This window comes from Niastella sp. sgz303648 (genome assembly GCF_059587045.1).
On sequence record NZ_JCAPSW010000014.1, the window covers coordinates 208,294 to 222,286 of the forward strand.

The 13,993-nt window shown below is 42.3% G+C and carries 8 protein-coding genes; all 8 read right to left on the reverse strand.

The window, feature by feature from the left end; translation table 11 throughout:
* Position 1: 1 nt before the first annotated feature.
* The 8 genes from AC59IL_RS30520 to AC59IL_RS30555 all read right to left on the reverse strand — a co-directional run bounded on the left by AC59IL_RS30520 (position 2) and on the right by AC59IL_RS30555 (position 12,907).
* Complete coding sequence (locus AC59IL_RS30520; protein WP_496556035.1) at positions 2-3,958, reverse strand: hypothetical protein; 3,957 nt, start codon at positions 3,956-3,958, stop codon at positions 2-4.
* A 38-nt stretch (positions 3,959-3,996) separates the two neighbouring features.
* Positions 3,997-5,712 carry a hypothetical protein gene (locus tag AC59IL_RS30525; RefSeq protein WP_496556036.1) on the reverse strand — a complete coding sequence of 572 codons (1,716 nt, stop codon included), beginning with the start codon at positions 5,710-5,712 and terminating at the stop codon, positions 3,997-3,999.
* On the reverse strand, positions 5,709-5,969 hold the full coding sequence (locus AC59IL_RS30530) for a T9SS type A sorting domain-containing protein (RefSeq protein ID WP_496556037.1): 261 nt from the start codon (positions 5,967-5,969) through the stop codon (positions 5,709-5,711). The genes AC59IL_RS30525 and AC59IL_RS30530 overlap by 4 nt, the downstream gene beginning before the upstream one ends.
* Before the next feature lie 77 nt (positions 5,970-6,046).
* Complete coding sequence (locus AC59IL_RS30535; RefSeq protein ID WP_496556038.1) at positions 6,047-6,793, reverse strand: LytR/AlgR family response regulator transcription factor; 747 nt, start codon at positions 6,791-6,793, stop codon at positions 6,047-6,049.
* Between the two features lies 1 nt (position 6,794).
* On the reverse strand, positions 6,795-9,809 hold the full coding sequence (locus AC59IL_RS30540) for a sensor histidine kinase (RefSeq protein ID WP_496556039.1): 3,015 nt from the start codon (positions 9,807-9,809) through the stop codon (positions 6,795-6,797).
* A gap of 780 nt (positions 9,810-10,589) precedes the next feature.
* Complete coding sequence (locus AC59IL_RS30545; RefSeq protein WP_496556040.1) at positions 10,590-11,018, reverse strand: hypothetical protein; 429 nt, start codon at positions 11,016-11,018, stop codon at positions 10,590-10,592.
* 28 nt (positions 11,019-11,046) lie between these two features.
* A complete protein-coding gene (locus tag AC59IL_RS30550; RefSeq protein ID WP_496556041.1) occupies positions 11,047-11,637 on the reverse strand; it encodes a hypothetical protein in 591 nt (196 codons plus the stop codon).
* A gap of 4 nt (positions 11,638-11,641) precedes the next feature.
* Positions 11,642-12,907 carry a hypothetical protein gene (locus tag AC59IL_RS30555; RefSeq protein WP_496556042.1) on the reverse strand — a complete coding sequence of 422 codons (1,266 nt, stop codon included), beginning with the start codon at positions 12,905-12,907 and terminating at the stop codon, positions 11,642-11,644.
* Positions 12,908-13,993: the final 1,086 nt, after the last annotated feature.

Here is a 13,993-nt window from a genome sequence, read left to right on the forward strand (position 1 = left end):
TTTATTCATAGCAATTACCAAAGAAAATACCGCCGTCACTGATACCTGCGCTAAAATCAAAATCCTTTAAAGGGGTTTCGATCGAAATTCCGGCGCTGACGCAGGTGGGATTGGGGAACATTAATTGCGCATTGAGATTAATACCTAAATTTCCATGCAGCCGGCAGCCGGCAACATGCACTTTGCCATAAAGATTGCCACTGCCTTTAAACTGGAATGGGCTGTAATTAAGCGTAGCATCAAATGATACGCCTGAATATATATCAACGGATGGATCGCATACATAGAAATTGAAATCCTTTGAAATTGTAATCAATGAGAAGTCGCCATACAAGCGTGCATTCTGATCGGAAAGAGAAAACCCAAAATTCTTCATGCCAAAGCTGGCATTACCGAATAGCGTTCCGGTTGAAGCATCGCCCCAAAAAGAATAGCTATGGTCTGTAATATCAAAGCCGGCTGAGGCTGATGCCGTAATTGCATTCATGAAGTTTACATCCACATTAAAATTGCCATTCACTTCTTTAGGCGCCCAAATAAAATCCAGTGTGCAGTCGTGCGCCCTTATCATTCCCTGCGAACCTACACCGGATGACATTAAATCACCGTCGCCCCGGAAGCTTATACTTTGAAGACCGCTCTTTGTAGTCAGCACTTCAAGGGCTACCTTACCCCAGAATTTAATCCCATTATCTGAAAGTGTTTTGAGCTGGGTAAGCGCATATACGCCTACATAACTGCCATTATCCGGCACATAGTCGTCTGTATTTATATTCGTGCCTGCATGCTTCATCTTATAATACACCCTGCCGGTAAACCCATAAATACCCAGGTCCAGCACGCCTATCGGCAACTCAAACAGGTTTTCTTCGCCCGCCTCTATAAACCAGTAATTGTAGTGTTCAGGGGCCCGCGCTACGATCATTTTAGCATGCACCTCCATATCAGAGGGCTGCTTTATGCCAAACTTTCCCTCGCAAACAAATCCCTTCCCATACACCGGATCATTATCAAATAATTTAAAATTGCCTTTAAAGTCACAAACAGCATCCAACGCACCGGCAGAAACATCAGAATTGCTTACTGAAACCTCTTTCTGGCTTGCGGCTGCATCACCTTTTGGCGCGAATCCAAAACTTGTATTCAGATTTGGACAACCATTATTATCGCTCGACAGGTTATCGGCAAGCGTTATAATGCCATGAAGATTGACCTTGTAATTCCCGCCTGAACTGATCAACTGCAGCGACACAGGCGTATATTTAAAGCCGTTGTACGTTCCCGCCTTTTGATCGGTAACAGGCGCACCCGACCAGCTTTCACTTTCCATACCTATTTCACCGTTCCCTTTGATATAAAAGTCGGGGCAATCCAGGTTCAACATGTTCAGGCCTTTCTCTTTCCCGTTATAATTAAAAAAATTAAGTCTGCCGTTCACTATTAACCGGTTCGAAACCAGCTTGCCTGAATAAGGTTCAAATTCGCATATATTGCCTGTATTGTTATCGGTAAAAAGATTTGATTTGCCTGCTAAAGGAAAATCGACAAATCCCTCCTGAACACCATCCCCGTTTGCAGCAAATTCCACGTTACCCGTGCGATTGATAAAAGGAACCTTTATTTCACCTTTAACCTGCAACTGCAGCAATTTCGTTTTTACGATTGATACGGTAGAGCTCTGCGATGATAACGGGAATGAACTTACGGTAATATCAGTCCCCGACGCCATCTCCTCTTTACAAAACAAGCCACTGGTGGGGTTAAAAAAAGCTTTTTTATAATTAAAATCATACGTTGTACTGTTGTACTTCAACTTTATAGCCAGGTCGGGTATGGTAACGCTGCAACCGCCATTACTCAAATCGAGATTCACCTTATCGAATGAGCCTGTAACGGAGTTATCGTTGTTGAGCGAAACAGCATAAGGAGTAATTTTATGCACTGTGCCCGAAAAGTTGGTTATTTTCTCAAAATTTACCGACAGGCCGGGCTTCTGCGCATCAGGATTGGGCATATTGCAATAGCCATCAAAAGACATGACTGCCGTGGTGCCGTTTTGGGTTATTTGCAGGGAAGGTATAAGTTTCAGCACTGTTTTGGCAGGAACTGTGAGGTGCAGAATATTATAATCGTCGCCATCTTTTATAGAAAGGAACCAGGAATCGCTTTCATTGAACAGTGTATTATAATTCAATTTGACAGTTTTTTCGGCTTTATACAACGCCATCTGTTCATCATCGGCGGCCCCTTTGTACAAAAACTCCGTTTGCCAATTGAATGTGCCCGTGAGTTCAACGGTTTGATTGTTGTTTACCGCGTCCTGAACATAGCAATGGCGCGCTTCATCAAAATGAGATTGCAGCGAAGGCATAAATTTCACGCTTGCTGCGTCGAACCATACGCTTCCGCCATAATTGCGGGCTTCCTTAAATTTTATTTTTACTCCTTTTATATTTGAATTCTTCAGCGTGCCGAGGCTCACGGCGCGCCAGTCGGAATAGATATAATTGTTTTCCTGATCGTGGTCTTTAAGCTTATCCAGGCCAATATTCTCTTTGCTCTTTTTTTCCTTCTCCTTGCTCAATTCAGAAGCAAAAGGCTGTATCACAACATTGTCGAGGTACAAAACCACCTCGGGGCCACCTTTGTATAAATTCGTATAGGCAGTACCGCTAAACTTATTACCGCCATTATTCTTCAACGGATTATTAGTGTGCACCGTAACAGGAAACCCGCACAGATCAAAAGCTGCAGGTGTATTACCAGCCATAGCGTTGGCCTTTATCGTAAAAGTGCGCACATTGCTTTTGTATATTTTGCCATTATTGTTTAAAGTAACATACCAGGCAAAAGTTTTGCCCTCTGCACTGCTGCCTGTATAGTTGAACATGGCGGTTTTGCTGGGCTCATTGGTCGAATTTACCCGTTTATTATTTTTAACGGCCTCCTCCACCGGCTGCCCCGGGTTTACCTCTACCATGATTACGTCTTCGTAAAACGCGGCATTGCCGGGATTGCTGTAATCCCATTTAAAATAGAACTTGCTTTTTTCTGCCTCAAATACCGCATCGTTTTGGGGATATGAAAGTGTAATCGCAGTTGGGGGTAATACAGGCTGTCCGAATGTGAAGCTATGCACCTCGCTCCGGCCATTGTTTTTAATGGCCATACCGCCGGGGCCGGGAAGAGCCGTTACCGCCCAGGCATACCGCCTGCCGGGGACCAACGGCGGCTGGGCAGGGCCATAAACAAATACATTGACCCCAACCGTTACATCAAAAAAGGTGGGCGTAGTAGCGCTGTTAAATGCATCATTTGGATTTTTATTAGGGTCGATTATTTCTACCATCCGCAGTTTATATTGAATACCCGGATCGGCTCCTGCCGCATTGGTCCAGGTAAAAATAATATTCTGCGGCAGCAGGGGATTTACAGCTTCAATATCTACCGGCTTTAATAAAAAAGGCGGTTCCAGGTTAGCAATATGAATAGTACGGCAACCGATTGGCGCATCGCCCGACAAAGGCAAATTGGTGTTATAGTCGAATACGCGTACGCATATCTCGTATGTGCCTTCCGGTAAGCCGTTCTTTTTCAGCACATCGGCGGCCGTTGTGCCGGTATAGTTAAGTTTGGCGGCAGCAAACAGGTCCTGTAACACGCTCATATCTGCGTTTAGCAGCTGCCCCGGCTGCAACAAGAGCGGCTGTGCAGGCTTTACAGCAGGGTTGGTAGCCGCACTGATACCATTATCGCCGGTAATGGATGCCTGCAGATAAACAGGCAACTGCCTGGTAGTATTATTGCGTAACACCAGCAGTATCTTTCCGGGCGTTTCCACATATTCGGCAATCTTTGGTGAATAGGGCGGAACAATATTTAATGTAACACTCACGCCCGACTGTGCCATGGCAATACTACCTGGCAACAAAACAATGAAGAGGCTAATAAGGCGCATATAATGCATTTTCCATTTCATAGACAGTTCTTGTTATTTTAAAAACTCCAGGTATAACTTAATTCCGTAGTTTGTTCGGTAAATGCTTTATTAAAGCCCAACGGTTCATCAGGACTATTCTTCAGCATCAGCCAGCGAAAAGAAAACCGATGGTGTTTATACAGATTATAGGAAGCGTTTACACCGGCATTCAGCACCGAAGAACCGCCAGACTGGTCACTCCTGCTAAAGGAGTTGCTGGTGCCCAATTGCAGCTTGTTTTTTAGCAGGTTTTTGGCGGCGCCTATAGTAAACCCATAATTTTTCACCGTACCATAGTAAAATTTATTTACCGACTCATTGACTCCGCAGGTGAGTGTTAACCCGGTCTTATTAAAAGTGAGGTTATAATTAAGAAAGCAGACGTTGGTATGTATATTATTGAAATCGCTGGTTTCTTTGTTCAGATCTACCACGGTAGAATAGTTATAACTTAATATGACTACATGCGTTGTATTTTCTGCGGCCATGATATAGCGCGGATTTACCGACAGATTATGCGTGGTTTGAGCAAGCAGGTATTTATTATTCACCTTCATCACTTCCGGCGTGGCATTGGCCGAAAAGTTGATATAATTCGCATCGATCCCCAGCTGTGGTGTAAAATCGCAGGAAATATTGGCTGAGCCGATGATGCGCCTGGTCGTAGCTTCCTTTTGTTTGCGTAGATTGTCTTTTTGCAAACCGATACTGCCATTAAAGTGAAGCCTGCCTTTAAAAGCGGAGAAAGCAGGGGACAGCGTATAGCTTTCAATATCGTTATTAAAATAATAGGCCCCCATACTCTGGAATTCGGGGTCTATATGCCGGTAAGCCAGTTTAATACTATAATTACTGCCCGTGTAGGCAAGGCTTGCCGTGTAAGCAAAATTAACCTGCGTGGTAGCATTTACAGGTATTATACTACCTGCACTGCTGTTTATCTTTTTTATATTATCGTCTACAAAAAGCTTTGAGTTTATATCGTTGGTATACACACTGGCAGCGCCATCCGCATCAATTACCAGTTTTTTAAACAGGGTATAATGAAACCGGGTGCCCACTACCGTATTGGCAGCAGGCTTCACCGTTTTAAGTGTATCCGCAATGTTTTTATTGTTGATACTGGTACTATCGTCTTTTGCAGAAAGGAAGCTTAACTCAAATAGTTTATGCTCCGTACCAAAGCCCATTTTCAGGGCATACCCTTTGCGCGAGAACGAATAGGGGCGTATGGCGCCTGTTGCAGTATCCAGGCTGGTGGCCCGGTTGAGGCGCCCGTACATGAAGCCAATATGAAATTTACCGGGGTTTAGCTCTGCACCTGCACCCAGCATGGTATAGCCGGCCAATGTATAAGGTGAGAAATTAACACTTCTGTAGCCAAGATGAGCGGTTATCCATTTATACTTTGGGCTAATGCCAAATTGATTAAAGGGCTGTTTGATGCTGCGCTCCTGCTCGCTCACTGTTGCAGACACAGGTATTTCAATGCCATAGAGGCTAACGATCGCATTGCCCGTAAGGATATAGGAAAAGGGCTGGCGGCGGGCAGGAATACCTTTTACAGAATAAAAGATACCGTGCAGGTCGATGTTGCCGGTAACAGAAACGGGCGGCTCCTTCATGCTTTTATCTATATCCTGTGCATGCACACCGATGGGAAAAATCGCCGGCAGGAAGATTAAGGCAGCAAAACGTAAAGACCATCCGGAGATATTGTTTTTAGGGTTCATATTTTTTGAAGAATAACATTCTTACCATTGCTGATGCGAATAGAATAGTTTCGGGAGTGGTAAGCCGCAATGTTGATATTGTTGCTTCCCTGCTTCAGTTCAAACCGCACTACGGTTTCACCGCTATTGTTCAGAATGGTTGCAGTTGGCATCTCATTCCGCCATGTAATTCCAATTACTATGATAAGCTGCTCTTCGTGCTGATAAAAGGTAATAGCATCCGGCACACGCGTAATAGTTAATTGCGGTGTAAACATACGGCCACGGGAGGCTGACCTGCAAGAGTGGATTAGTAATTGAGCAGGCGTCGTTTAGTAAGTGGTAGAATTACCGGCTAAAGCGCCTTCAGGCGTTGTAATATTTCCTGTTTTTTGCGCCGGGATATTTCAATAGCATCATTTCCCTCCATGATAACATAACCGCTGTCCTGGTTTTTGTACCCTATCACATGCTCCAGGTTGATAAGATGAGATTGGTGAATACGCAGGAAGTTGTATGCTGTAAGCTGGTCTTCAAACTCTCTGAGCGTTTTGGCCACCAATAATTTTGTTCGGGAGGTAAAGTAAATAGTACTGTAATTGCTTTGGGATTCTATGCGCACAATATTGCTGACGGGCACATATTGTATGGAATTATCGGAAGGGATAGGTATCTTTTTAGTAGTACCTGCTTTTTTTATTTGTGCAAGAAAAGAGGTTATCAGTTCACTCCCCTGATGGTTTTTCCGGCTAATACACTTCTGTATAGCCGTCGCCAGTTCTTCGATGCTGATAGGTTTTAATAAGTAATCCAGGGCATTCAGTTTGATGGCCTGCAATGCATAATGCTGGTGGGCAGTGGTAAATATCACCTGAAAATCAATATTGGCCAATGACTGCAACAGTTCTATGCCCGACAGTCGGGGCATTTCAACATCCAGAAAAACTAAATCGGGTCTGCATTCATCAATCAGTGCGGCAGCTTCACCGGACCGGGTTGTGCATCCTGCAATACTTATTTTATCGGCAAATTTCTTTTGCAACATCAGTTGCAAGGTTTCTATACAGGGCAGTTCGTCGTCTATTATTATACACTTCAGCATATTATATCTTTACAAAGCTGTTAACAGGGATATTAATGATCACTTTCGTTCCGGCAACAGCGCCTTCAGATGTTTTCAAATCTTCGACGATCACCTGTCCGTTTGATGCTGCCATCATGATTCGCTGGCGGGTTATCTGCATACCATACGATATATAGTTATTTTCTTTTCTCAGGTTTGCTTCCCCGGCAGCTTTGCGTCCTATGCCATTATCTTCAATAACACAGCAAATATCGTCATCACTGCCGGGCATTATAGTAATATTCAGCCTGCCCCGGCCATCTTTGGGCAATAGCCCGTGCCAGATGGCATTCTCTACATAGGGCTGCAGTATCATAGGAGGTACAAGAATGCCCGTCATATCCAACCGATCATCACCCATCATCCTGTAATCAAATTTATTATTGCTGCGGCGATGCTCAAGTTCCATGTATAGCATTAAAGTGGCCAGTTCCTGTTCCAGGGTTATCCATTTTTGCATCGAATTGTCGAGTATCATGCGGATAAGGCGTGAAAACTTGCCCAGGTACTCCGCTGCATCTTCCTGTTTGTTCTCCCAGATGAACTTTTGAATGGAATTAAGGGAGTTAAAAATAAAATGCGGGTTCATCTGGCTGCGCAGCGCCTTCATTTCCAGTTCAATCAACTCGCGGTTATAGGCTGTTTTTCGTTGCTCTTCTTTTTTAATTTTTCTTACACGGTATAACGCTATGCCGGCTACGCCGCCGGTAAAGACAAGGATCATCGATATCCTGAACCACCAGGTGGCCCAGAATGGCGGACTTATTTTGAACCTGAAAGTCGTAGAAGCAGCATTCCATTCATGCTTGCTATTGCCTGCCTGTACGGTAAACGTATAATTGCCGGGAGGTATCTTTATATAGTTAGCCACCCGTTGGTTATTGGTATAATGCCAGTTGTTATCCAGGCCCTCCAGCCTGTAACGGAAGTGTATCTGCCCGGGGTTGGTATACTCAAATGCAGTGAAGTAAAAGCCGATGATATTCTGATCGTACTTTAATTCAATGCCGGTATTATTTGAAGGAAAATAAATGCCCTTATCATTAATGGTTATTTTCTCAATAACAGGCGACGAAGGTATCTCATGATAAAACATTTCTGCGGGGGTAAAGTAGGAATAGCCATTCCGGAACGCGTTTACTAAATATTTATCAATGGTCCCGAACGGCATCGCGGTATTCAATTCCGTATAATCGGGAACGTAAAGAACCGATTTCCCGGTATTGGTATTGAAGAGAACAAGTCCGGCATCGGTATTAACACAAGCCAGACTGTCTGCCATATATATTGCATCGCATGCAGGATTTTTTACGGTATTAAAATCATTATAAAAACGCATTTGTTCCGTTTGAATATTCATGACACAGATGCCATCTAAGCCTGTTGTTATAACATTACCTTTGTTATCCGCCACCACATCGGTCAGGTAGTTCCTGTTGGCATCAGGCGTTTTTACATCCGGATAGTAGCGCTTTTGTTTGCCCGTGGCAACCTCGTATTTTAAAAATCCATTTGAAGTTGCTATCCATAAAATGTCCTTATTGTACACCCCGTTTGTCATGTTGTCTGGAGAATTCAGCAGGGTATCATTCCTTTGTATTACAGGATAATTCTTCTTTGTTTTAGTATTGCATAAAAACAATCCACAGGACGAGGTCACATAAAAAGAATCCTTACCCGCCGGTATAATGTTCCGGATAAAGATCCGTCGTTGACCGGGCGAAAGTGCCAGCACATTATCCAACTCCGCTTCAACGCCTTGCTTTTCATCCCAGATCAACAGCTTATTCCCCGTGTTCAGCAGCCATTTGCGTTTATCTACCTGGGCTATGTCGTGAATGACCGGCGCCTTTTCTTTTGAATTCACCCCTTTTGCCACCGGATAATAAGTATGCAATATCTGCTTTGTATCCCGGTTTGCTTTTATTAACCCCTTTCTATCTGTTGCAATCCAGATAACTTTCTTATTGTATTTATCCTGCACTACCCTTAACACATATATGTCCCGGAGCAACCGGGTTTTATATACCTGGTTCTTATAATTAAAAAGGGTGAGCCCGTTGTCAGTACCTATCCAGAGCAAGTTGTTTTTATCAACACGCAGGCAGGTAACTTCATTTGACTGCAGGCTATTCGGATCATTTACATCGTGCCTGTACCGGTAAGCAGGTTTCTCCTTCTTAACATTGTAGGTAACCAACCCATCATCAGTGCCTGCCCATAATACCGAGTCGCCGGTAAGGGCGGGTATGGCCACGAGGCAGTCTATACTTATATCATATTTTTCTGTCCCCTTCAGCCGGCGTGGCGCGTTTTTTATACCGGATAGTTTCCAAATACCGGCATTGGTGCCTAACCATATTGTGCTGCCCATTCGTGCAGCGGAAGTGATGACTATGCCGCCCGGCATAGTCATCACTTCCGCTGCGTTTTGTTTTATATGGTAAATAAACGCCCCTTCGTAACCCGATACAAGCAATGTAGTATCATCTGCCGGGAATATCGTTAGTGACGTAAGGCGCTTTGTAAGCGAAGTGGTGTATACTTTTAACGTGTTCAGATCTGCATAGCATAGTCCGGGGTTGCTCAGAAACCATAATCTATCATTTTTAGGCGCCAGGGCAAAGGCATACCATATCTTCTGCTTTCCATCGATGTTTACCGTATTAAATTTGTCCGTTTGCCCATTATAGTAACATAGCCCCAATGCCGTTCCAACCCATACCCGCCCGTACTTATCCCCGGTCATCGATCCTGTATAATTATTTTTCAGGCCGTTGTCCGGCTTGTCAAATTTGTGGTATTGTACGAACTGGTTGCCATCAAACCTGTTGACGCCATTTGCACCTACCCAAACATATCCATTATTGGCGGGGGCAAGGCTTATTACAAATTGGTTGATAAAATTACTGCTGGCATTATAATTCTCAAACCGGAGATCGGCGTTTAAGGTGAATGGCTGTGCATAAGCAGATAAAACCGTGCACAGCAACATTGCACAGAGGAAGCACTTCTTATCGAACACCATTATATTTCCGACCTGCCTTTTATTCAATTTATTGTATTTGGAAAAACTATATTGACTAAGATAAGCTGTTTCCCTCTATCAGCTAGCCTCCTTATCCAATACTTTTCCGTCAGCCGGCCCACTCTACTACTCCCTGTCTTTGAAGAAATATGAAGTTTCTGTGCCTGCAGAAGGGCATCGGTGGGGTAAACAAAAAGGGCCGCTCTTTTTAGAGCAGCCCTTTTTCAATTTTGCCAAGGTTGAAACCTTTGTACCCCTGTTGGGGCGGAGTACGAACCTGGTGGTTGATTCTTTGAGGAAAATATATGAGTTAAAAATGAAATTAAACAAATGCGCGGCTACAACCCAGATAAGCTAAAGCAGTTAATCAGCGCCTGGATCGGGCTGTTATTCGTACCCGTAAACAAGTGTCCGGCACTTTTCGGATGGTCATTTCCCTTCCCGAAGTTTCAGTTCTTGCTCTTTTAAGGCAAGCTCTTTCTCCTTCAATTCTAGTTCTTTCTGTTTATCCGTAGAGGGGTTAATGCAACTAAAAATACTCCTTAACGTGAAGGCAAACAATAATGGCACTTTTTTCATGCCCCTAAATATACTATGATGAAAGCGTTATTCATTTAACAGCTAAATGTCGCATCAATTTCATATTATAGTTCGGTTTCCCATCAGGGATACCCATGGGTCGGAGTTCGAACTGGGCAGTTGTTCTCTGAAGAAAATATATGGCCCATCAGCAATGCAAAATACCTTTTATTTATTTTTTATAAATTTGTTAATGCTATCGATAATTTTATTTTTTTCTTCGAATGTACCTGCACTTTGCAACAACTGATACAACATTCGGGCCGCCATATTTTCCTTATATAATGCATGCATCCGGTTAATCGCAAAATAAATACCTCCAGATTCCCCGGTAATCAAGCTTATTACCATTGTGGTCTGAGAATTGTATTTCCAGATGAGAACACCTAAAAAAATAATAAAAGTTATTAATACTATTATGATAACTACAAGTATCTTGTCATTGAATTCCCAAAAGCCTTTAAGGCTGTACTTTAGTAATTCCTGCGATTTCCCTTCATCATTGCTAGCTTTTGGCAACTCATCAACGCCAGCTTTTGCCAACTTGTTTACTAACGTGCCTGTTTCATAATCATGTAATAATTCTTCAAGTTTCATGTCGTTTTATGTTTCAGGTGGCCAATAATTATTTTTCCCAAAATTTGTAAATAGCTTCTTCATAGGCTTTAAAATAGTCCTTCATCTCAATTATATTTTTAAGAAGCTCGGCATAAAATATTATCCACATTGAAATTGAAATAGGAGTCTCTGCGTAACGGGTAACACAGCCAGGTCTTAAAATCCTTATTTTGTTTGCGAGAAATCCGGGATTACATACTGCTAAATCCAGAATCTTGTTATATTTGGTTGGTATTGCTTGCAGAATGGCATCCCAATTATATAATCCGTCATAAAATTCAATCTGTTCAGATTGAAGGCCGCCATTCTTGCAATGGGTAAACAATATAATTATTTCTTGTTGCTCATTGTTAATAAGATCCCTGAAATCGTTCATTTTAAAATTTTCAAGAAAATTGAAGCCATACTGTCTAAAATTTTCTCTTAACATGATATAAGGAGTTACTATGTCCTTTTTGTATTCCATCCATGTAAATGGCTCGGCGTGCTTTTTTTTGTGTTGTGCGTATATTTGAACGAAATCCTTCCTGAGTCCGTCAGAAAAATCCTGTTCAGTCAGGAGATACGCATTGCAGAAATAAAGGGATTGATTTGTCATCGGACTATTTGGTTGCAATAAAAGATTGCTTGTTCATATTAGCCTTTGTGATAGTGCTTGCGCCTATCTCGCTCTTGAGATAAACAAATAGCCGGTTTGAAGGAACACCGGTACTGCTGACAACATATCTTTTGATGGAGGATATTGAATTTGCAAGCACTACCTTTCGATAAGTGTTCGACAGACGCAACTTAACGGTACTCACAAATGTTTCTACTGCATTTTTATTGGAAGAAAGTGCTACAGCATCAGTCTTGACAACTTCGTTGCCTCCAGACGTACCTGTTGATTGAATGGCAACAGAACCATAATACATATCTTCGTCTCCTGAATGGATCAGTTTAATTTGGCCAGGTACAGCGGTGGGATCAACCCTGTGCTGTAATTGTTGTGAAAAAATAACAGGGTCAAATTTTGAAGTTTCGACTACAATCTCTCGCTGAAGGCGAAATTGCGTTCTGAGGTCTGTCAAAAAAGCCTTTTCGGAATTTTCACTGGCGAATCCATAAAGGTTAATATGAATATTATCGCCGTCTCTAATGTTGGTAAGGGTTGTTACAAGACGTCGTTTATCTGAACCCTGGTAAATTGGTTTTTTTAACCCGTCAAAAACGATATAATCCCCTGTGTTATGATTTCTGGCTACGTATAGAAACCTGTAATCCTTGGGGGTAATTGCGTTTGCTTTTACAACTTCTTTTATATCCTGTGCAACTAGAAGGAGATCAGCAGCAGCATTGCTCCCCAAATCACGCTCGAATGATTGCAATGCATCTTTGTAGTCCTTTACAGGGTCGTCTCCATGTTTTATATACCCAAGGTGGTTTAAAGCATCATATTCCCAAACTTCCTGCTGCAGGACTTCGTGGGCCAATTCGGTTTGACCACGTTGTTTATAAACTTTTATCCTGTTTTCAAGAAAAGCACGGTAATGCTCACCTATTTCGCTACTTGCATTCTCTGTGCCCACGATAAACGGGCTGCCTGACACATTTTCACCTCCGGATCCGAAGATGGTAGCAGAGTTTGTTTTTCCCGTACCAAGAAAAGACAAATTACCTGTACCCGATCCATCACCTGTAATTGGAATTATTTTTTTTAAAACATCTGTTTTGGAAGGAACGTCCGCAAAATAGTCAATACAAATCGTTTGTGCAGCACCCTGCAGCGCCCCGATTACCGCAAGTCGCTGCGGTTGGCCGTGTGAACTTGTAGTCATCAATAGGTTAATGCAAACCATAACGACTACAAACATGCTTTTAAACTTCATATCTTAAAGATTGACGTTAGGGTATAGTCTATTTGGAATGGCTTGCCACAGGAATATTCACGTTCATCGTGGTGATTGTGTTCAATTAACGATAAACCATTAAGCTTAAGCAATAGTTATGGAAGATTGCAAAGGGCTGAAATTAGCTATAGTCTAATTACTAATGCTATAGTAAATGTATACAATAGTCATTGATAAAGAGGACCGTTTTTACACGGTATTTTTTATCAACATGCTGAATCGTTTAGTTAAGGCAAAACAGGTGTTTTTACTGGCATACTTGGGATCAAGTCAAATTGTTGGAGGATTAGTTTTCATATATCCCTGAACGAGGAACCGGTTACAATGATTGATCGCCATGAAAACACTGTAATACCCCATATCAGGGTAGCTTAATTGTACAACCCAGACCAAGCGCAGACCCGAAGAAATGGTAGGTCGAATGACAGGTATTGCTTTTTATGTCAAGGAAATTTACAGGTTAGTATAATGGATATTGTGTCAGAATGGTAGGGGTATTGTGTTGTAATTGTAGTCAGATGGCCTAGGTATTGTACTGGTATTCTGCAGAGACACTACCCTAGTGCGCATGACCATCCCCAGACAATGCTTAGGCAATACTTAGACAATTCCCAGACCATTAGACTACCATTAATGATATAATAAAATAATAAAATTATCCATTTAGAGCCCATTTGTCCTATAGGCGTAGGGTTCTGCCTGCATGAACCGTTCGATTAACTTATATCAGATCGTTGATAAAAACGCCCTTCTGTTAAATCAAAAAAATAATCATTTAAATACCCATTCGTAAATCGTTCCGAACAATGATGATGAATGCCCTTAGCCAACTTTTCAAATTCATTATTACTATATGCAGGCCAGGAAGCTTTTACCGTCATTGGATAGTTATTGTTTTATCTCAAAATCACTTTCTAACTTATTGAACTGCTGTTGTCTAATTCCCTTAAACACGTAAATTATTTAGCATAAAAATACTAGATATATTGTCATTGCTTACCCATCTAACTTATATTTACGACGTAACCATTCGGTCCTTGACGTTACCAGGCGAATAAAGAAGTC

Bases quoted from the DNA above. Each gene is read 5' to 3' on its own strand.
- AC59IL_RS30535 (WP_496556038.1), bottom strand. From the start codon at position 6,793: ATGCTGAAGTGTATAATAATAGACGACGAACTGCCCTGTATAGAAACC.
- AC59IL_RS30530 (WP_496556037.1), bottom strand. From the start codon at position 5,969: ATGTTTACACCGCAATTAACTATTACGCGTGTGCCGGATGCTATTACC.
- AC59IL_RS30520 (WP_496556035.1), bottom strand. From the start codon at position 3,958: ATGCGCCTTATTAGCCTCTTCATTGTTTTGTTGCCAGGTAGTATTGCC.
- AC59IL_RS30555 (WP_496556042.1), bottom strand. From the start codon at position 12,907: ATGAAGTTTAAAAGCATGTTTGTAGTCGTTATGGTTTGCATTAACCTA.
- AC59IL_RS30550 (WP_496556041.1), bottom strand. From the start codon at position 11,637: ATGACAAATCAATCCCTTTATTTCTGCAATGCGTATCTCCTGACTGAA.
- AC59IL_RS30545 (WP_496556040.1), bottom strand. From the start codon at position 11,018: ATGAAACTTGAAGAATTATTACATGATTATGAAACAGGCACGTTAGTA.
- AC59IL_RS30540 (WP_496556039.1), bottom strand. From the start codon at position 9,809: ATGTTGCTGTGCACGGTTTTATCTGCTTATGCACAGCCATTCACCTTA.
- AC59IL_RS30525 (WP_496556036.1), bottom strand. From the start codon at position 5,712: ATGAACCCTAAAAACAATATCTCCGGATGGTCTTTACGTTTTGCTGCC.